Raw genomic sequence first — 19,779 nt, 5'->3', positions numbered from 1 at the left:
AGCTTGAACTCAAGTAGGGCGTGGTTGCGAAAAGGCCAGTTCCCGCTTTTGGCGCGAGGCTGGCTATGCCGAAAGCGCCGTCACGGGCTTGCGTGCGGGTTGGCGACGCCGGTTGGTCGTTCCGCAAGCCAGCTCCGGACCGGCTCGTCCGTCTCATTCGCCGCCTCGCTCCAGCCCGGCGGAACGCCGTTCATGTCGGGCAGGCGGTGGGCGATTCCCTTGTGGCAGTCGATGCAGGTGCGCTGGCCGGTGAACAGGAACTGCTGGTGGATGCGCGACGCCCGCGCCCCCTGCTTGGTGATGTCCATGGACTCCGCGCTGTGGCAGTTGCGGCATTCCAGGGAGTTGTTGGCCTTCAGCCGCGCCCATTCATGCTCCGCCAACTCGCGCCGCATCGCCACGAACTTGTCGCGCGTGTCGATGGTGCCGAAGATCTTGCCCCAGACCTCCTTCGAAGCCTGCATCTTGCGGGCGATCTTGTTCGTCCAGTTGTGCGGGACGTGGCAGTCCGGGCAAGTCGCCCGCACGCCGGACCGGTTGGTGAAGTGGATGGTGGTCTTCAGCTCCTCATAGACATTGTCGCGCATCTCGTGGCAGCCGGTGCAGAACTTCTCGGTGTTGGTCGCCTCCAGCACCGTGTTGAAGCCGCCCCAGAACATCACGCCCGCGGCGAAGCCGCCCAGCGTCAGGAAGCCGAGGCTGAGGTACCGGCTCGGCCCCGCGATGGTGCGCCAGGGCCGCAGCAGGTATTCCGGGATGGTCCATCTCATCGCCGGTCTCCCCCGTCTGACGGCCGGCTGATCATGCTGTCCACGTCCTTGAAGGTGTTGGTGACGATGGGCTGCGCGACGGTCTGCGGGACGTGGCACTGCATGCAGAAATACCGGCGCGGGCTGACCGCCCCCAGCGTCTGGCCGTCACGGTTCACGTAGTGGGTGATGCTGATCATCGGCGCTTGCGAAGCCCCGGTGTACTGGCGGCTGTGGCAGGTCAGGCACTGGTTGTTGTTCAACGTGATCTGGTAGTCGCGCACGTTGTGCGGGATCACCGGCGGCTGTTCCGGGTAGTTGCGCGCGACGCGCCGGTCGTCGGTAACGTCGGCCGGGATCGGCGGGGCGGTGGTCTCGTCGGTGAAGTTGACGGGCGGCCGAAACGGCGAGTCGAGCCGGGCCGGCCCACTATTCTGGGCCGACAGCAGAGCGGGCACGAGGCAAGGCAGCGCCGCGGCCAGCGCGATGAGAAGATGGCGGGGCATGGGATCCGGTCCTCCCTCAGGCGGCGACGATCTTGACGGCGCACTTCTTGAAGTCGGTCTGCTTGCTGATCGGGTCGGTGGCGTCCAGCGTCACCTTGTTGATCAGTCGCGCCGAATCGAACCACGGCACGAAGACCACGCCACGCGGCGGCCGGTTGCGGCCGCGCGTCTCCACCCGCGTGTGGATCTCGCCGCGCCGGGAGACCACCTTGACCTCCGACCCGCGGCGCAGGCCGCGGTCCTTGGCGTCGTCGGGGTGCATGAAGACCATCGCCATGGGCATGGCCTTGTACAGCTCCGGCACCCGCATGGTCATGGAGCCGGAGTGCCAGTGCTCCAGCACGCGCCCCGTGACCAGCCACAGGTCGAAGTCCTTGTCCGGCGATTCCGCCGGCGGTTCATAGGGGAAGGCGAAGACGTTCGCCTTGCCGTCCGGGTTTCCGTAGAACTTGACGCCCTCCCCCTCCTTGACGAAGGGGTCGTAGCCCTCGCGGTAGCGCCAGCGCGTCTCCTTCCCGTCCACCACCGGCCAGCGCAGGCCGCGTTCCTGGTGGTAGCGGTCGAAGGGGGCAAGGTCGTGGCCATGGCCGCGGCCGAAGCTGGCGTATTCCTCGAACAGCCCCTTCTGCACGTAGAAGCCGAAGGCCTTGGACTCCCGGTTCTCGTACTCCGGGTCGATCTCCGACAGGGGGAAGCGGTCCACGTTGCCGTTGCGGTACAGCACGTCGAACAGCGTCTTGCCGCGGAACTCCGGGTTGGTGTCCAGGATCTCCTTCGGCCACACCTCGTCGGTGGTGAAGCGCTTGGAGAATTCCATAAGCTGCCAGAGGTCGGAGCGCGCCTCGCCAGGGGCGGTGACCAGCTGGTGCCAGAAATGGGTGCGCCGCTCCGCGTTGCCGTAGGCGCCCTCCTTCTCCACCCACATGGCGGCGGGCAGGATCAGGTCGGCGGCGGACGCGGTGACCGTCGGGTAGGCGTCGGACACAACGATGAAGTTGTCCGGGTTGCGGTAGCCGGGGTACGTCTCCGTGTTGGTGTTGGGCGCCGCCTGGAGGTTGTTGTTGACCATGATCCAGAAGGCGTTGAGCTTCCCGTCCTTCAGCATGCGGTCCATCAGGACGGCGTGGTAGCCGATCTTGCCGGGCAGCAGGCCCTTGGGGATCTTCCAGCCCTCCTCCACATGGGAGCGGTGGACCGGGTTGTTCACCTGCATGTCGGCGGGCAGGCGGTGGGCGAAGGTGCCGACCTCGCGTGCGGTGCCGCAGGCCGACGGCTGCCCGGTCAGGGAGAAGGGGCTGTTGCCGGGTTCGGAGATTTTACCGGTCAGCAGGTGGATGTTGTAGACCATGTGGTTGACCCACACGCCCCGCACATGCTGGTTGAAGCCCATGGTCCACAGCGACATGACCTTGGTCTTCGGGTCGGCGTACAGCTCCGCCAGCGCCAGCAGCCGCTCCTTCGGCACCTTGGACAGCTCCGCGACCTTGTCCACCGTGTAGTCACTGACAAAGGTGGCGAACTCGTCGAAGCTCATGGGCTTGGAATCGGTCGGGTCCTTGGCGTTGGCGGCGCGCACCTCCAGCACATTCTCCGGCCGCAGGCCGTAGCCGATGTCCTTCTGGCCAAGGCGGAAGCTGCAATGCTTCTCCACAAACTCCCGGTTCACCCGGCCGGTCTTGATGATGTGGTTGGCGATGAAGTTCAGGATGGCGAGATCGGTCCCCGGCTCGAAGATCATGGGGATGTCGGCCAGCTCGAAGCTGCGGTGCTCGAAGGTGGAGAGCACCGCGATTTTGACGTGGTTGTGCGCCAGCCGCCGGTCGCTGATCCGGGTCCACAGGATGGGGTGCATCTCCGCCATGTTGGAGCCCCAGAGGACGAAGGCGTCGGCGTGTTCGAAATCGTCGTAGCAGCCCATCGGCTCGTCCATGCCGAAGGTGCGGATGAAGGCGACGGCGGCGGACGCCATGCAGTGTCGGGCGTTCGGGTCCAGGTTGTTGGTGCGGAAGCCGGCGCGCATCAGCTTGGAAGCGGCATAGCCTTCCCAGATCGTCCATTGGCCGGAGCCGAACATGCCCACGGCGTCCGGCCCCTTGTCCTTCAGCACGCGCTTCCACTGGCGGGCCATCTCGTCGAAGGCCTGGTCCCAGGTGACGGGCAGGAACTCCCCGTCCTTGTGGTACTTGCCGTCCTTCATGCGCAAAAGCGGCTGGGTCAGCCGGTCCTGCCCGTACATGATCTTGGACAGGAAATAGCCCTTCACGCAGTTCAGGCCGCGGTTGACCTCCGCCTGCATGTCGCCGTGGGTGGCGACGACGCGGTTGTCCTTGGTGGCGACCATGACCCCGCAGCCGGTGCCGCAGAAGCGGCAGGGCGCCTTGGACCATTTCAGCTGCGCGTCCTCGCCCGCGATCATGGAGGTCTGCGCCATCGCCGGAAGACTGACGCCCCCCGCCGCCGCCGCCGCGGCCACCGCCTGCGCCTTGATGAAATCCCGCCGATCCAACATGGGTGTTCCCCCTTTTCTTGGATTTTCAGAGTTTGGATGCTCAGGTGCCGGTCGAACCGATGGCCTCCTCCGCTTCACCGCCAGCCGGTTCGACGTGATGGAAGACCAGGACCGCGGACATCACCCCGTCGAGCAGGTGCATCGCGGTCATGCGATCCGCGATCCGGCCCTCGTCGGGGGCCTCGACCGTCACGATCATCTTGCCCGCCTCATCGGCATGGATCTCGACGCCGGGCATGGCGGCGACCGCCGCCCGGACGTCGTCGCGCCGCTCCGGGCGCAGATGCACGAGGATGGAGGCGATGTGCCATTCGGCGGGCTTGGAGTCAGGCAGCATGGGAAGCCTCCGACGGCGTGCCAATGGTGACCGCGCCGACCGGGCAGGCGGACAGGCAAGCCCCGCAGCCGGTGCAGGCGGACGTGTCCAGGGCCGGACGCGCGACGCCGTTGGGCTCCAGGGCGAAGCGGATCGCGGATTCCGGGCAGGCGTCGCCGCAGCTTCGGCAGACGACGCGGCGGGCGGTCAGGCAGGACGGCCCGATCGCGGCGACGAGCGTCCAGGGGCGGTGATTGGTGCGGTCGAACACCGGTTCCGGGCAGGCATCCGCGCAGGCGGCGCAGAAGCTGCATTCCCCGTGGCGGAAATCGACCTCCGGGAAGCCGCCGTCACCGGCGTGCAGGATCGCTTCCGGGCAGGCCCCGACGCAGGCGCCGCAGCGTGTACACAGATCCGTGAAGCGGTCGGCAAGCGACCAGGGGGGACGGAGCGCCGCCGCGCGCACGCGTCCGCGCAGAAGGCGCCGCCGCGATTCATCAAATACCGGGCTCGGCATGGTCCACCGCCCGCCCGGTCAAACGGGGGGTGGGCCGGGCGGCCCCATGATCAGCTGCGACATCCAGACCAGGAAGCCGTATCCGCCGACGATCGCGACCGACAGGATCGGCCAGATGACGACGGCCAACACCAGGAACATCGCGATTTCCCGGCGCTTTGCTCCGGGATCGCCCCTGGAACCGCCGACCTCGGATGTCGTGACCAGCCGCGGCGATAATCGATCGGGCGTGGAGGAACCGTTGTCCCGTCGGAAATGGCTCATGGGTCTTTCAGCCTTCAACCTGCCTGCCAGACGTTTCTACAACCCGCGACGGTTGGTCTGGTTCCGACAGGAGTCGCAGCCCCACGTCGCTGCCCCGTTTGCGTGGCGACGCCCGTCAAACTGTAACATCGCCGCAGTACCCTGCGCCCGCTCACGCAAACAAGGCCGGGGCGCCCGCGCCGCGCGACCGGACCAGCCGATTGCCCTGCTGAGGGTTCAGGAGACACCGATCATGACCACCCCGCCCGTCCATCGTTCTGAAACGTCACGCCGCTCCGTGCTCCGGATGCTGGCCGGAATGCCGCTGCTGCCGGTCGCCGGCGCGGGCGCCGGCAGCCTGCTGTTCGCCGCGGGCGCGGAAGCAGCCACCGCCAAGGGAGCCCCGGTGTCCGTCGAGTTCGTCGGCATGGCCGCCCCCGCGACCGCCGCGGCGCAGGCCAAGACCACGGTCGAATCCAGCATGGTGGTAGGCTGGGCCGACGGGACGAAGCAGAGCTTCGCGCTGGACTACCAGCCGCTGTTCATCACCGGCGACATGGTTCCGGACGGCAAGGGCGGCACCACGCTGGCCGGCGGCCATTACGACATCAATGGCAAGCCGATCCTGGACGGCTCGCTGACCACGCCGGCCCAGTTCTTCTCCGACTGCCCGGACGGCTGCAACCTGCTGAACCCGATGCCGGCCACGGTGCCGGGCGTGAAGGGCAACACCCTGTTCGCGGTCGTCCAGTTCGAGTACACGACCCGCGATTCGAAGGATGCGTCGATGTACGGCCGCCTGCCGTCGCCGATCGCCATCCTGACGCTCGACCAGAACAAGGAGACGGGGGCGCTCTCGCTGGTGAAGTACCACACGGTCGACACCAGCGCGGCGCATGGCCTGTGGATCACCTGCGGCGCCAGCCTGTCGCCCTGGAACACCCACCTGTCGAGCGAGGAGTACGAGCCGGACGCCACCGCGCTCGACGACCAGTGCCACGGCTTCAGCCAGAGCCTGTACGGCGACCCGAACAAGGCCAACCCGTACCACTACGGCCACCTGCCGGAAGTGACGGTCAACCCCGACGGCACCGGCACCATCACGAAGCACTACTGCCTGGGCCGCATTTCGCACGAGCTGGTGCAGGTGATGCCCGACCGGCGCACCGTGCTGATGGGCGACGACGCCACCAACGGCGGCCTGTTCATGTTCATCGCCGACAAGGCCGCGGACCTGTCCGCCGGCACGCTCTATGCCGCCAAGATGCAGCAGGAGGACGGCAAGGACCTCGACAAGGGCGGCGCCTTCGCGCTGCGCTGGGTCAAGCTGGGCCACGCCACCAGCGCCGAGATCGAAAAGCTGGCCGACAGCCTGACGGCCGCCGACATTGTGGAGGTGAGGAAGGAGGATCCGCAGGACCCGTCCTTCACGGCGATCCCCTTCAGCGGCAAGACCCAGTGGGTCAGGTTCAAGCCGGGCATGGAGAAGGCCGCCGCCTTCCTGGAAACCCACCGCTACGCCCCGACCGCCGGCGCGACGATGGCCCTGACCAAGCTGGAGGGGGTCACCGTCAACGCCAAGGACAAGACCGCCTACATGGCGATGTCCTACATCTACAAGTCCATGAGCGACGGCAAGAGCGGCATCAAGGTCAACGCCATCAACGCCGGCGCGGTCTACCAGCTTCCCATGACCGGCGGCCAGACCGACGTGGCCGGGGCCGCCATCGACAGCGCGTGGGTGCCGGTGCATCTCAGCGCCGTCCCGGCCCTGGTCGGGCGTGACCTCGCCACCCCGGACGCGCTGGGCAACACCGCCGACGCCGACCTGATCGCCAATCCGGACAACCTGAAATTCTCCGAGAAGCTGCGCACGCTGTTCATCGGCGAGGACAGCGGCAACCACGTCAACAACTTCCTGTGGGCCTACAACGTCGACACCAAGGCGCTTGCCCGCATCCTGTCCTGCCCGACGGGGGCGGAGTCGACCGGCCTGCAAGCGATCGACGACGTCAACGGCTTCTCCTACATCATGAGCAACTTCCAGCACCCCGGCGATTGGGAGAAGGGCCTGCACGACAAGGTGAAGGACAGCGTCGCCGCGCTGATCGAGGACGCCTACCGCAACCGCCGCAGCGGCGGCGTCGGCTACATCCACGGGCTGCCGCACGCGGTCTGAGTGACTGCTTGACGTCGCTTCAGCGGATGGAGAACCGGATCGGCGCTGACAGCTCCACGCGGGCGTTCGGCGCCGCCCCGGGAGGCGGGGGCAGCGGCGAGGCCCGGAACACCAGGGCGCAGGCTTCCTCATCAAGCGATTCGTGGCCGGTACTGCCGGTCACAGTGCACGCCGTCACCCGGCCGTCGCCGGCCAGCGCGAAGCGGACCTGGGCCGTCCCCTGCTCCTGCCGCATGCGGGCCAGCCGCGGGTAGGTCTTGGCCTGTTCGAGCCGGCCGTTGACCATCGCCGCGTAGTCGGCCGGAACGGCGGAGGATGCCGATGGGGATGGGGCCGCCGAGGCTGGTGGTCCCGCCTGCGCGGCCGGTGCCGGTGCCCGTGCGGTTGCGGCCGGCGGTGCCGCCGGCTTCGGTGACACTGCCGCGGACGGCGCCCGCGGCTTGCGCGTTGGCGGCGGTACCGGGGGAGACGGCGTGGTGACGGCCGGGGTCGGCACTGGTGGAGGCGGCGGTGCTGGAGGAGCAACCGCCTCGGGCTCCGGGACCGGCGGCTCGGTGACGGGCGATTCCGGCGTTGCGGCTTCCGGCACCGCGACCGGCGCTGCGACCGGTGGCGCTTCGGGGTCCGGCACCGCAGGCGGCGGTTCGGGGTCCGGCGTGGGGTCCCCGGCGGTCGGCTCCGACGCGGTCGCCGGCTCCTCCAGGATCAGGTCGACGGCGATGGACTCCGGAGCGGCCGGTGGCTCGGCCGAAGGCAGCAGGAGCCACGCGACCACGGTGACGTGGAGGAGCATCGAAGCGGCCACCGCCGCGACGAAGCGACTCTCCACGCGCGCCTCCTCCGCCCGCGTGACTCCGCGGCCGAACGCCGGGTGCGCCGCCCCGGCCACGGCTTAGAAGGTCACCCGCACGCCGCCATAGACGGCGCGCGGCGGGGCGGCACTGATGAAGCGCGGGTCGGTCGCGCCCGGCGCCTCCGCAAGGGGGATTTCGCGCACGCCGCCGAAGGTGCCGAAGGTCGCGTAGTGCGCGTTGGTGACGTTCTGCACCAGCCCGAAGAGCTGGATGTTGTTGGTGACCTGATAGCTGGTGTTGAGATCGAGCGTGGCGTAGCCGCCCACCTTGCCCACCGACCCGGACGGGTCGCCGGTGTAGGTCTGGCCGGAATAGGCGGTCAGCGCGCTGCCCACCGTCCAGGACTCCGTCACGCTGTAGCTGCCGCCGAGCTTGAAGCGATGGGCGGGAACGCCGGGCAGCGAGTCGCCGGAATGGGCGCGCACGGTGCCGGTCGCCCGGTCGCGGTTCGGGTTGTCCGGGCTGTTGAGCACGAGGTCGCTCTCGAAGGTCGCCTCGATGTAGGCGTACTGGACATAGACCGACCAGCCCTTGCCGGCCAGCTTGGTCCCCGCCTCGATGCCCTGGCGGCGGGTGTCGCCGGCGTTCAGGAAATAGCCGCGCCCGCGCACGCCCGAGGCCACGTTCAGGATGTCGTTGCTGAGGTCGGTGCGGAACAGCCCGGCGTTCCAGGAGAAGCGGAGCCCCTCCAGGGCCGGCGCATCGGTCCCGCGCAGCCCGGCCTCCCAGGTGCGGCCGACCACCTGCTTCAGCGGCGGGTCGGACAGGAAGAAGTTGGTCAGGGTGCAGGGCCGCGCCGGATCGGCGCAGGACAGCTCCGCGGCCGTCGGCACGCGGTTGCTCTCCGAATAACCGAAATAGCTGCTCAGCCCCTTGTCCAACTGGTAGGTGACGCCCGCCGCCGGGTTGAAGCGGGTGTAGGTGTTGGTGCCATTGAGCGCGCTGCCCAGCTTGTCCTCGGTCGAAATGCGCGCCACGTTCAGCCGTCCGCCGGCGGTCAGGGCCAGCGCGTCCGTGACGTTGAAAGTGTCCGACAAGTAGGCGCCGATGTAGGTGTTGGTGGCGCGGATGGAGACGGGGGCGATCTCGCCGTCCGGCTGGGCGATGATAAGGCCGACCGGGTCCACGGTGCGGTCGGGGGTCAGGGTGCCAAGCTCCGAACTGGCGTTGAAGCGCGTCACGCCGTAGTCCAGGCTGGCCCCCACCACCAGGAAGTTCCGATGGCCGAACAGCGGCTCCTCCAGCGTGCCCTGGAGCGTGCCGCCGCCGGAGGTGGACTGGGTGTTCGTCCGGTTCAGCACGCCGCCGCGCGCGTCGTTCAGGAAATCGGCGATCGGCCGGCCCTGGCTGTCGTAGAGGATCGGCCCGGTGTCGTTCAGGCAGAGCTGGCCGGTGCGCAGCGCGGTCCGCTCCCTGGTGCGGTCGTCGATGCCGTCGCGGTTGCGGTCGGTGACCGTGCAGCTTTCGGCGTCCACCGTGTCGCCGTTCAGCGTCTTGCGCTCGTAATGGCGCAGATATGCCGTGCCCTGGAGCGACAGCGTGTCGCTGACCTGATAGTCGGCCCGGACCGTCGGCATGACCAGCCGGTTGCGGGTGTTGTCCGGGTAGGTGAAGACGTGGGAGCGCGCCGCCTCCACCAGTTGGATCGGCGCCGGGCCGTTGCCGGTCAGGCTGTTGTCGGCGGCGGTCAGGTTGACGTTCAGCTGCCCGCGGCTGCCGCGCACCCCGATGTCGCCGTAGAACTGGCGCAGGGTGGTGGGAGAATGCTCGCGCCAGCCGTCCTCGTGCAGCAGTTGCCCGGCGACGTAGCCGGCGACGTTGCCGATCTGCCGCCCGTATTCGAAGGCGCCCTGGACGCGGCCGAAGGAGCCGCCCTGGAAGACCAGCTGCCCGCCCTGGCTGGTGAAGCCGTCCTTCATCCGGATGCTCAGCGCGCCGCCCAGCGCGTTGAGCCCGAAGGCCGGGGTGTTCGACACCACGTCCATGTCATTGATGGCGATGTCCGGGATCAGGTCGAGGTTGACGGTGTCGCCGAACACCTCGTTGACGCGCACGCCGTTCTGGTAGGCCGCCAGCCCCTGCGCGTTCCCCACCAGGGGGGAGGCGGTGAAGCCGCGGAACTGCAGGTCCGGCTGGAAGGGGTTGTTCTGCGCCGCGTTCAGGTTCACGCTCGGCACCCGGCGTTCCAGCGTGCCGGTCAGGTCGGGCGCGCCGCGCTCCGACAGGTCCTCCTTGGTCACGCCCGTCAGATTGGCCGGCACCTTGTCGGCCTCGATGCCCGGTCCAACCAGCGGCGTGGTCGTGACGTTCACCGGAGCCAGGGCCACCGGCGCGGGAGTTGCCGGTGCGGGCGTCACGGGCTCCGCCGCAAACGCCAAACCAATCCCCATCGAGCAGGAGCCGATCACCCAGGCTCCCAACGCACGGCGTCGCATGTTTCCTCCGCAATCCCATGTTTTCTTTATTTGAGCGACGGAAGTCTCCATCGGCCAATGGCACAATGGAGGGACGAAAGATTGCCCGTGCAGCGCCCGGTTATTCCCGGTTCGACCCGGGAAAATTCGGCAATACCTGCTTGTTTCCGGCGCACGGTTCGAAAGGACAATGGCTGGGCGATCGTCCGCGCCGTATCATGGCCGCCGCGGGAGGAATCCATGACGCCGGCACCATGTCCCTGAAGCAGCGACTCATCGCCCTGTTCGCGCTGTTCCTGCTGCTCTTCGTCGGAATCGGCGGGACCGTCATCATCGCCGACGCGCGCGAGCGCGTTGGGGCGGAAATGGAGTCGGTCCTCGACCTCGCCGGCGTGCTGATCGGCCACTCCGGCATCGCCGTCGCGCCGACCCTGCGCAACCGCCCGGCGGCGGAGCACATCGCCGCCCTGTCGGCCCTCCTGGTTCCCGCCCGCAAGCTGCGCCACGTCCAAATTCGCCTGCTCGACCGTTCCGGCGCGGTGATCGGTGAAACCGGCGCTTCCGAGGCCCGCGACGACGTCCCGGGCTGGTTCGCCACCCTGGTGGGCGCGCAGCCGCAGGTGCGCCGCATCGACCTGCCCCCGTCTGACGGCGATGGATCCGACGATGACGGGCCCGCGGCCTACGCCGTGGTCGCCGAGCCCTGGGACGAGGTGGCCGAGGTCTGGGAGACGGCGTGCAGCCTGGGGAGCTTCAGTCTCCTGCTGTCGGCGGGGCTCCTCCTGCTTCTGGCCGTCGCGGTGGGCCGGGCGCTCGCCCCGCTGCGCCAGTTTCAACGCGAGCTGGCCCGCATGGAACATGGCGACTTCGGCGTCCGGCTCGATCAGGTTGGCGTGCCGGAGCTGGCCCCGATCGCCGCGGGAATCCGCGCGCTGGGCGACAGCCTGGCGCGGAGCCAGTCCGACAACCGCCGCCTCGCCGTCCAGCTCGTGGAGGTCGAGGACCGGGAGCGGCGCGACCTCGCCCGCGACATCCACGACGAGCTGGGGCCGTCCCTGTTCGCCTTGAAGATCGACGCGCGCGAACTCCACAAGCTGGCGCGAAACCCGGCGGCGGCACGACCAGAGCAGATCGACGAGCGCGGCGAGGCGGTGATGGACGCCATTGAGAGCATCCACCAGCTGAGCCGGCGCGTGCTCGGCCGCCTCCGCCCGGCGGTGCTGGATCACCTTCCGCTGAGCGACGTCCTGCGCGACGAGGTGGACCGCTGGCGCCGCCAGAAGCCGGACATCCAGTGGCGCCTCGATCTGGAAGGTCCCATCGACAGCCTCAGCGACCCGGTCCGCCTGACCGTCTACCGGGTGATCCAGGAAGCCATCATGAACGCCGTGCGGCACGCCGGGCCGACGGACATCGCGGTGTCGGTGGAGCGTCGGGCCACGGCCGAGGCGGAGCGCGTCGTGGTGTCGGTGTGCGATGATGGGCAAGGCCGCGGGCAAGGTGGCGACCAGGGAGGTGCCGGCCCATCCGCCACGGGGGGCTTCGGGATACCGGGGATGACGGAGCGCGTGCACGCCCTGGCCGGCAGCCTGACCGTCCGCCCGTCTGAGCACGGCGGCACGATGGTCCGCGCCATCATCCCCACCGGCCCCACCGGCGCGCCCACCGCCCCGCCACCCGAAACCGTTTGCCGGGAGGGACAGGAGCCATGAAGACGGTTCTCATCGTCGACGACCACCGGATCGTCATCGCCGGCTGCCGGCGCCTGTTGAGCAAGGGCGGGGAGTACGAGGTGCTGGACGCCACCACCGCCGAGGAGGCGTTCGCCCTCTGCGACGAGCGGCAGCCGGATGTGGTGGTTCTCGACCTCGGTCTGCCGGGGATCGGGGGGCTGGAGGTTCTGCGCAAACTCCTGGAGAAGGACCCCCGCTGCCGGGTGATGATCTTCAGCATGCACGACGACCTGATCCTCGTGTCGCGGGCGCTCCAGACCGGGGCAAAAGGCTACCTGACCAAGAACGACGCGCCCGAGGAGCTGATCGTGGCGGTCGAGGTGATGCTCGCCGGCGGGACCTACCTCAGCCACGCCATGGCGCGCGAGCTGGCGGTGCTGAACCATGGGCCGGGCCGGCGCCAGGACCTGACGCCGCGGGAACTGGACGTGCTGCGCCTGCTCGGGCAGGGCCTGATCCTGGGGGACATCGCCGAGCGGCTGGGGATCAGCTACAAGACGGTGGCGAACACCTGCACGCAGATGAAGGACAAGCTCACCCTGAAGAACACCCGGGAACTGATCCGTTTCGCCATCGAACAGCGCTTCGATCTGTGAAGGAGAGCGCCGTTGGAAGAAGTGGTGGGCCTGGCCGGATTCGAACCGACGACAACACCGTTATGAGCGGCGCGTTCTAACCGCTGAACTACAGGCCCATCCCGCGAGGGACGCCGAATGTGCGCCAGATCAGGGGCAACTTGCAACCCCGTTTGGCAACCGAGGCGTGCCGAAACGAAAAACGGGGCCATTAAGGCCCCGTTTTCCATTCCAGCGTATTCCCGAGCCCGGATCAGGTGTCCCGATCAGGTGTCCAGGAAGCTGCGCAGCTTGCGCGACCGCGACGGGTGCTTCAGCTTGCGGAGCGCCTTCGCCTCGATCTGGCGGATGCGCTCGCGCGTCACGTTGAACTGCTGGCCGACCTCTTCCAGCGTGTGGTCGGTGTTCATGCCGATGCCGAAGCGCATGCGCAGGACACGCTCCTCGCGCGGCGTCAGCGATGCCAGCACGCGGGTCGTCGTCTCGCGCAGGTTCGCCTGGATGGCGGCGTCGAGCGGCAGGACCGCGTTCTTGTCCTCGATGAAGTCGCCGAGATGCGAATCCTCCTCGTCGCCGATCGGCGTTTCGAGGGAGATCGGCTCCTTGGCGATCTTCAGGACCTTGCGGACCTTCTCCAGCGGCATCATCAGACGCTCCGCCAACTCCTCCGGGGTCGGCTCGCGGCCGATCTCGTGCAGCATCTGGCGGCTGGTGCGGACCAGCTTGTTGATCGTCTCGATCATGTGGACCGGGATGCGGATGGTCCGCGCCTGGTCCGCGATGGAGCGGGTGATCGCCTGGCGAATCCACCAGGTCGCGTAGGTCGAGAACTTGTAGCCGCGCCGGTACTCGAACTTGTCCACCGCCTTCATCAGGCCGATGTTGCCCTCCTGGATCAGGTCCAGGAACTGCAGGCCGCGGTTCGTGTACTTCTTCGCGATGGAGATCACGAGGCGCAGGTTGGCCTCCACCATCTCCTTCTTCGCGCGGCTCGCTTCCTTCTCGCCCTTCTGGACGGTGGAGACGATGCGGCGGAACTCGCTGATCGGCAGCTTGGCTTCATCCGAAATGCCCGACACGCCTTCGCGCGTCTTGCGGATGTCGCTCTCGTACTTGTCGTAGAACTTGCCCCAGGTCTTGGGATTCAGACCGCGGACGCGCTCCAGCCAGTTCGGATCCAGCTCGTGGCCGAAATAGTGGTTCAGGAAGTCCTCGCGCTTCACGCGGCAGTCGGTCGCCATGCGCAGCAGCTTGCCCTCGAAGCCGGTCAGCTTGCGGTTCAAGGCGTAGAGCTGCTCGACCAGCTGCTCGATGCGCTGGTTGTTCAGGCGGACCGTGTTCATCAGCTCGACCATCTCGGTCTTGAGCTTGTCGTACTTCTTGTCCGACTGCTTGACCACGTCCTCGCCGCGCTGGATGGCGGCGATGCGGCCCTCGTGCAGCTTGTGCAGCTTGTCGTAGGTCGCCTTGATCTTCTCGAAGGTCTCGATGACCTGCGGCTTCAGCGCGGCTTCCATGGCGGACAGGGACAGGCTGTTCTCGCCGTCCTCGTCGCCCTCCTCCTCGCTTTCGCCCTCGGGGCGCGGCGGACGCTCCTCCTCGGTCTCCTCGGTCTCGGCGGCGGCTTCCACCACCTCCGCGAGGCCCTCGGGGATCTCTTCACCGTCCGGGCCGCCGCCGTAGGTGGCGTCCAGGTCGATGATGTCGCGCAGCAGCATCTTCCCTTCCATGAGGGCGTCGTGCCACTCAAGGATGGCGCGGATGGTCAGCGGCGATTCGCAGATCGCGCCGATCATCATCTCGCGGCCGGCCTCGATGCGCTTGGCGATCGCGATCTCGCCCTCGCGGGACAGCAGCTCGACCGAGCCCATCTCACGCAGGTACATGCGGACCGGGTCGTCCGTACGGCCGATGTCGTCGTCGTCCAGGTTGCCGGCAGAACGGCCCTCGCCCTCGCCATCGGCGGCGGCGGCGCCTTCGTTGTCCTGCTCCTCGGACTCGACGATGTTGATGCCCATTTCGGACAGCATGGCCATCGTGTCTTCGATCTGCTCCGAAGACGATGTATCCTGCGGCAGGGCAGCGTTCAGCTCGTCATACGTGACGTAGCCGCGCTCCTTGCCGCGGGCGATCATCTTCTTAACGGCAAGACCCATGCCGTCCATGAGCGGACCGTCACCGGTGTCTTCCCGGGCTTCCGAAACTTCCACGCTGTTCGCAGCTTTCGTGGCCATGCGATCGATGCCCCCGCATTACCCCAATAAGAAAATACCAAAGCGCGCACCGCGGCGGCCCCCCGCCGACGATCCGCACCTGCTTAACTCGGTTGTGTACCGCCCGGAACCGTGTACGGCCCGATCGGGTCCACCTTGGCCCTGCCTTCCACCGCCCAGCCGCCGTGGCAGCTAGGCATCCTCGAGATCCTCGTCATCCGTCATTCCCATTCCGGACCTGATGACCTCCTGTTGAAGGGCCACGACCCGCGCGAAATTCGCTTCGCTGTTGTCACGAGCCAACGCCGCCTTTGCCTCCGTCAAATCGACCATGACCTGCCTGTGATGCAGATGCCTCCAGGTCGGCCACCATTTCTTCTTCGCCTCCAGGGCCGAAGCCTCCGGCCGCGCGAATCCGCCATGGACATAGGTCGACTCGCTTAGCAGAGCGCCGACAATGGTATCAAAGCCGGCGGATGACAAGTGGCGACAAAGCGATGCGGCGTCAAGTCCCGAGTCGTTTCCAGCCGAGTCGTTTCCGGTTTGGCCGGCCAACGCTTCTATGACCGCGCGTCGCAGTTCATCGAGCGCCGGGTCGGCGAACGGGAGCATCCCGAGGGACTCTCCCAACTCATCAAACAGGTCAGGGTGGTTGATGATCACGGCCAAAAGCACGCGTTCCCGCGCAGCGGCCAGATTTCCGGGGTTGCGGCGGCGGTGGCCGGGCGGCGGGGCCGTGCGCAGGCCCGGCATTCCCGGCACATGGCGGCGCAGCGGTTGGCCGGGGCGCTGGCCCGGCACCCAGGGGCCTCCCCAGTTGCCGCCGCCTGATCGTTGGCGCGGCGGCGGCGCGAAGGCCTCGTCCACGCGGCGGCGCATTTCCGTGCGGTAGAAGACCTGGACGTCGCGGTCGGCGATGGTGGAAACGCGCGCCTCCAGCGCCGCCTTCACCGCCGCCTTTGATTCCGGCGTGTCGGTGGGCTTGCCTTCCGTCTCCATCCGCCAGACCGCCTCGGACAGCGCGATCGCCTCGCCCAGCACCTCCTGCATGGCGCGGGGGCCGTGCAGGCGCAGCAGGCTGTCGGGGTCCTCGCCCTCCGGCAGGAAAGCGACGCGGGCGGACTGGCCGGGGGCGAGGTGCGGCAAAATGCGCTCCACCGCGCGCCACGCCGCGCGCCGGCCGGCGTTGTCGCCGTCAAAGCAGAGGAAGGGCACCTTCTCCGCGTCGGGGATCAGCTTCCACAGTTCCTGCACCTGCGTCTCGGTCAGGGCGGTGCCGAGCGGGGCCACCGCCCCCTCGAAGCCGGCGCGGACGAGTGCGATGACGTCCATGTAGCCTTCGGCGACGATCACCGGCTTGCCGTCCGCCGCCGCCTGCCGCGCCCGCGATAGGCCGTAGAGCAGCGTGCCCTTGTGGAAGAGCGGCGTGTCGGAGGTGTTGACGTATTTCGGGCCGTCGCCTTCCAGGATGCGGCCGCCGAAGGCGACCACCTGCCCGCGCCGGTCGGTCACCGGGAAGATGACGCGGTTTCGGAAGAAGCTGTACGGGGTCCGCCCGTCGTCCGGCCGCCGCAGCAGCCCGACGGTGATCATGTCCTCCTCGCCATAGTTCAGCTTCAGCAGGTGCTGGCGCAACGCCCCGGAATCGCCGGGCGCGAAGCCCAGGCGGAAGCGCGCCATGATGTCGGTGTCCAGGCCGCGGCGCTGGAAATACTCCAGCCCGGCCCGTCCGGCGGGGCCGTAGAGCTGCTGCTCGAACCAGCGGGCGGCTTGCTCGACCAGATCGTGGAGCGTCTTGCGCCGCTCGTACTTCTGCTTGTCCTCCTCGGTGGGGCGGGGGACGGGCATGCCGGCCTCGCCGGCCAGCGCCTCCACCGCTTCCGGGAAGGCCAGGTTGTCGTGGCGCATCACGAAACCGATGATGTCGCCGTGGGCCCCACAGCCGAAGCAATGGAAAAAGCCCTTCTGGTCGTTCACGTAGAAGGAGGGCGTCTTCTCGTGATGGAAGGGGCACGGCGCCTTGTACTCGCGCCCCGCGCGGATCAGGCGCATGCGCTTGCCCACCACGTCGGACAGGGCCAGACGGGTGCGCAGCTCTTCCAGGAATTGTGGCGGGAAGGCCATGGTGGGGCGTTACCGGTGACGGACGGGAATGACGGACAGGAAGCATCGGGGTGGCGGAGCCCGGTATCGGAACGCCGCCGGTCCCCCCAACGGCTCCGCCCGTGATTGGCCTAACACCGCCGTAACATCGGCAGCTGGTGGGACGAGGCGCCGGACCTCAGCCGCCCGACAGCTGCTGCTTGACGACCGGGCCGGCCTTGGCGAAGTCCATCTGGCCGGCGTGGCGGGCCTTCAGCTCCGCCATCACTTTGCCCATGTCCTTGATGCTGGCGGCGCCGACCTCGCCGATGACGGTCCGGATGGCGGCGGTCGTCTCCTCGTCCGACATCTGCTTGGGCAGGAAGCCCTCGATGACCGCGATCTCCTCGCGCTCCTGCTCGGCCAGCTCCGGGCGTCCGCCCTGCTCGTACATCTTGATCGATTCGCCGCGCTGCTTGATCATAGACTGCATCATCGACAGCATCTCGGCCTCGTCGATGCCGTCCATGACGCCGCGCGAGCGCGCCGCGATGTCGCGGTCCTTCAGCGCCGCCAGAATCAGGCGGACGGTGGACACCGCGCGCTGGTTCTTGGCGCGCATGGCTTCCTTCAGGGCCTCGTTCAGCCGCGTGCGCAGCATACCTGTATCCTCACATCTCGATCGCAACGGTCCTGCGCCGACACGGGCGTCCGGTGTGACTCCGGGCGGCGCGAACCTGGGATGTTCCCCGATTTCCCAGTGAATTGCCATGGCTATTCCGCGGCGCTCCAGCCGGAGCCTGGCGGGAGCCCGGTGGGAGCCTCCCACCGCCCACGCAGGCGCCCCATGCAAACGGACCGCTGGAAATCGCAAGCCCAATCGTCATATACGGTTGACCGGCCCACCCGACCCGACTAATCGATCCAGGCTCCAGCCGACCGCCCGCAAGGGGGTGCGGCCGAACCCGGAGCGAACGGTGACGCGTGCGCCCGCGGGACGAAAGCGCCGTCGCCGTTCCGTAACTTGGATGTGTGTGGCCCGCGGCGGCTCTTGATAAGGTCTGAAGGATGGCTCAATCGACTCTCCCGGCGGGCGATGCCGGCGCTTACACCGGTGTCCTGGTTCTGGCCGACGGCACCGTCTTCAAGGGCCGAGGCATCGGTGCGGTGGGAGATTCGGTGGGCGAGGTGTGTTTCAACACCTCCATGACCGGCTATCAGGAAATCCTGACGGACCCCAGCTACGCCGGGCAGATCATCACCTTTACCTTCCCGCACGTCGGCAACGTCGGCGCCAACCCGGAGGACATCGAGACGGTGACCCCGGCGGCCCGCGGCCTGATCCTGCGCGCCGACATCACCGACCCGTCGAACTGGCGCGCCACCCGCCACTTGGACGACTGGCTGAAGAGCTACGGCCTGATCGGGCTGGCCGGCGTCGACACCCGCCGCCTGACCCGCCGCATCCGTGACCTGGGCGCCCCCAACGGCGTCGTCGCCCACGCGCCGGACGGCGTGTTCGACCTGGACGCGCTGGTCGCCAAGGCCAAGGGCTGGCCGGGGCTGGAGGGCATGGACCTCGCCAAGGACGTCTCCTGCCGCCAGACCTACGACTGGGACGAGGCCGCCTGGACGATGGGCCAGGGCTATGGCAAGCAGGAGAACCCGCGCTTCCACGTCGTGGCGATCGACTACGGCGCCAAGCGCAACATCCTGCGCTGCCTCGCCGCCGCCGGCTGCAAGGTCACGGTCGTTCCGGGCAGCGCCACGGCGGAGGAGGTGATGCGCCACCAGCCGGACGGCGTCTTCCTGTCGAACGGCCCCGGCGACCCCGCCGCCACGGGCGAATACGCCGTGCCGACGATCAAGGGCCTGCTGGACACCGGCCTGCCGATGTTCGGCATCTGCCTCGGCCACCAGATGCTGTCGCTGGCGCTGGGCGCCAAGACGAAGAAGATGGCGCTGGGCCACCGCGGCGCGAATCACCCGGTCAAGGACCTGGCCAGCGGCCGCGTGGAGATCACCAGCCAGAACCACGGCTTCGTGGTGATGGAGGAGACCCTGCCCGCCGACGCCGAGGTGACCCACGTCAGCCTGTTCGACGGCAGCAACGAGGGCATCCGGCTGAAGAGCAAGCCGGTCTTCTCCGTGCAGTACCACCCGGAGGCCTCGCCCGGCCCGCAGGACAGCCACTACCTGTTCGACCGCTTCGTCGAACTGATGGCCGAAAAGAAGCCCGCGTAAGCGGCGTACCACTGCACGCACAAAGAAAAGGAGCCGGTTTCGGCTCCTTTTCGCGTTCTTGCCCCTGATTCAGCGTTCGGTGCGCGGCTTCACCCGCTGGATCCCACCGTAGGGCGTGGCACCGCCGCGTCCCCCCGGCGCGCCGGCGGCCTGGCCGAACTCGGTGTTGTCGCATTCCGCCTTCCGGCCCTCTTTGTGGCCGGCGGGCTTTCCGCCCTCGGGCTTGTCGCCGGACTGCTGCGGGCGCTGGGTCGTCATCGGCCCTTCGCGCTCGTCGCCTCGTTTCTCGGACATGCTCGTTCCCTCCTTCGGTTCCTCCGGGAGGCAACCTCACAAGAACAGAGCCGCCAGGGCGACGATCAGCACCACGATCAGCAGCGCCGGAATCGCCATGCCACCCGCCGTCCAGCCGCCGCGTGTCGAGGACGGCGTGATGGTGGAGTGGATGGCGTTGCGCGACGCCGCTTCGGACGACAGGCCGGGGATCGGCCCGCCGCCGCGCGGATCCGTGTCGCCGAGCGGCCTGTGACGACGCAAGGTGCCGTCCCGGACGTCGACGGGCGACCCGCCCGGATAATCGGGCCTTGGGTCACCGGTTCCAGGGCCGGCCCCGATGTTGTTCGGACCGGCGGTGCCGGTCCTGGT

The 19,779-nt window shown here is 68.2% G+C and carries 17 protein-coding genes and 1 tRNA gene; 4 read left to right on the top strand and 14 right to left on the bottom strand.

Features of this window, described 5'->3' with window-relative positions:
- Positions 1-80: 80 nt before the first annotated feature.
- From M2351_RS04830 to napE, 6 genes are read right to left on the bottom strand one after another with little or no spacing between them, the layout of a single operon-like run.
- A complete protein-coding gene (locus M2351_RS04830; RefSeq protein ID WP_264655000.1) occupies positions 81-770 on the bottom strand; it encodes a NapC/NirT family cytochrome c in 690 nt (229 codons plus the stop codon).
- The gene (locus M2351_RS04825; RefSeq protein ID WP_264654999.1) at positions 767-1,255 is read right to left on the bottom strand and encodes a nitrate reductase cytochrome c-type subunit; all 489 of its coding nucleotides are present in this window, start codon (positions 1,253-1,255) and stop codon (positions 767-769) included. Before M2351_RS04825 ends, M2351_RS04830 begins: the two co-directional genes overlap by 4 nt.
- Before the next feature lie 16 nt (positions 1,256-1,271).
- Positions 1,272-3,764, bottom strand: coding sequence for a periplasmic nitrate reductase subunit alpha (gene napA, locus M2351_RS04820; protein WP_264654998.1), 2,493 nt, complete (start codon positions 3,762-3,764; stop codon positions 1,272-1,274).
- Positions 3,765-3,804: 40 nt separating this feature from the next.
- Positions 3,805-4,101, bottom strand: a complete 297-nt coding sequence (locus tag M2351_RS04815) for a chaperone NapD (protein ID WP_264654997.1) — start codon at positions 4,099-4,101, stop codon at positions 3,805-3,807.
- Complete coding sequence (gene napF / locus M2351_RS04810) at positions 4,091-4,597, bottom strand: ferredoxin-type protein NapF (protein WP_264654996.1); 507 nt, start codon at positions 4,595-4,597, stop codon at positions 4,091-4,093. The genes M2351_RS04815 and napF overlap by 11 nt, the downstream gene beginning before the upstream one ends.
- 18 nt (positions 4,598-4,615) lie before the next feature.
- Complete coding sequence (gene napE, locus M2351_RS04805) at positions 4,616-4,861, bottom strand: periplasmic nitrate reductase, NapE protein (protein ID WP_264654995.1); 246 nt, start codon at positions 4,859-4,861, stop codon at positions 4,616-4,618.
- 232 nt (positions 4,862-5,093) lie between these two features.
- Here napE and M2351_RS04800 point away from each other — a divergent pair, with 232 nt between their 5' ends.
- Entirely contained in the window at positions 5,094-7,019 is a 1,926-nt protein-coding gene (locus M2351_RS04800) for a PhoX family protein (protein WP_264654994.1), read from the top strand.
- 19 nt (positions 7,020-7,038) lie between these two features.
- Here the strand turns inward: M2351_RS04800 and M2351_RS04795 are convergent, their stop codons facing one another.
- Together M2351_RS04795 and M2351_RS04790 are read right to left on the bottom strand one after the other, a co-directional pair.
- Entirely contained in the window at positions 7,039-7,848 is an 810-nt protein-coding gene (locus M2351_RS04795) for an energy transducer TonB (RefSeq protein WP_264654993.1), read from the bottom strand.
- 63 nt (positions 7,849-7,911) lie between these two features.
- Complete coding sequence (locus M2351_RS04790; RefSeq protein ID WP_264654992.1) at positions 7,912-10,308, bottom strand: TonB-dependent receptor; 2,397 nt, start codon at positions 10,306-10,308, stop codon at positions 7,912-7,914.
- A 233-nt stretch (positions 10,309-10,541) separates the two neighbouring features.
- On the opposite strand from M2351_RS04790, the gene M2351_RS04785 reads away from it, so the two are divergent.
- Together M2351_RS04785 and M2351_RS04780 are read left to right on the top strand one after the other, a co-directional pair.
- A complete protein-coding gene (locus M2351_RS04785; protein WP_264654991.1) occupies positions 10,542-11,999 on the top strand; it encodes a histidine kinase in 1,458 nt (485 codons plus the stop codon).
- Complete coding sequence (locus M2351_RS04780; RefSeq protein WP_264654990.1) at positions 11,996-12,616, top strand: response regulator transcription factor; 621 nt, start codon at positions 11,996-11,998, stop codon at positions 12,614-12,616. The genes M2351_RS04785 and M2351_RS04780 overlap by 4 nt, the downstream gene beginning before the upstream one ends.
- A 22-nt stretch (positions 12,617-12,638) precedes the next feature.
- Here M2351_RS04780 and M2351_RS04775 read toward each other — a convergent pair.
- The 4 genes from M2351_RS04775 to M2351_RS04760 form a co-directional block, all read right to left on the bottom strand.
- A tRNA-Ile gene (locus M2351_RS04775) sits at positions 12,639-12,714 on the bottom strand.
- 147 nt (positions 12,715-12,861) lie between these two features.
- Positions 12,862-14,829, bottom strand: coding sequence for an RNA polymerase sigma factor RpoD (rpoD, locus tag M2351_RS04770; protein ID WP_264654989.1), 1,968 nt, complete (start codon positions 14,827-14,829; stop codon positions 12,862-12,864).
- A gap of 171 nt (positions 14,830-15,000) precedes the next feature.
- Positions 15,001-16,932: a DNA primase gene (gene dnaG / locus M2351_RS04765; protein ID WP_264654988.1), complete on the bottom strand. Its 1,932-nt coding sequence runs from the start codon at positions 16,930-16,932 to the stop codon at positions 15,001-15,003.
- Between the two features lie 157 nt (positions 16,933-17,089).
- Entirely contained in the window at positions 17,090-17,551 is a 462-nt protein-coding gene (locus tag M2351_RS04760; RefSeq protein WP_264654987.1) for a GatB/YqeY domain-containing protein, read from the bottom strand.
- A 407-nt stretch (positions 17,552-17,958) separates the two neighbouring features.
- Between M2351_RS04760 and carA the strand changes: the two genes are divergently transcribed.
- Positions 17,959-19,134 (top strand): glutamine-hydrolyzing carbamoyl-phosphate synthase small subunit, encoded by a 1,176-nt coding sequence (gene carA, locus M2351_RS04755; RefSeq protein WP_264654986.1) that lies wholly within the window; start codon positions 17,959-17,961, stop codon positions 19,132-19,134.
- A 69-nt stretch (positions 19,135-19,203) separates the two neighbouring features.
- Here the strand turns inward: carA and M2351_RS04750 are convergent, their stop codons facing one another.
- Positions 19,204-19,428 carry a hypothetical protein gene (locus tag M2351_RS04750; RefSeq protein WP_264654985.1) on the bottom strand — a complete coding sequence of 75 codons (225 nt, stop codon included), beginning with the start codon at positions 19,426-19,428 and terminating at the stop codon, positions 19,204-19,206.
- Between the two features lie 36 nt (positions 19,429-19,464).
- Positions 19,465-19,671 carry a hypothetical protein gene (locus M2351_RS04745; protein WP_264654984.1) on the bottom strand — a complete coding sequence of 69 codons (207 nt, stop codon included), beginning with the start codon at positions 19,669-19,671 and terminating at the stop codon, positions 19,465-19,467.
- Positions 19,672-19,779 lie beyond the last annotated feature (108 nt).

The sequence above is a fragment of the Azospirillum canadense genome, assembly GCF_025961225.1.
GTDB lineage: Bacteria > Pseudomonadota > Alphaproteobacteria > Azospirillales > Azospirillaceae > Azospirillum > Azospirillum canadense.
This window is presented reverse-complemented; position numbering and strand designations above follow the sequence as displayed.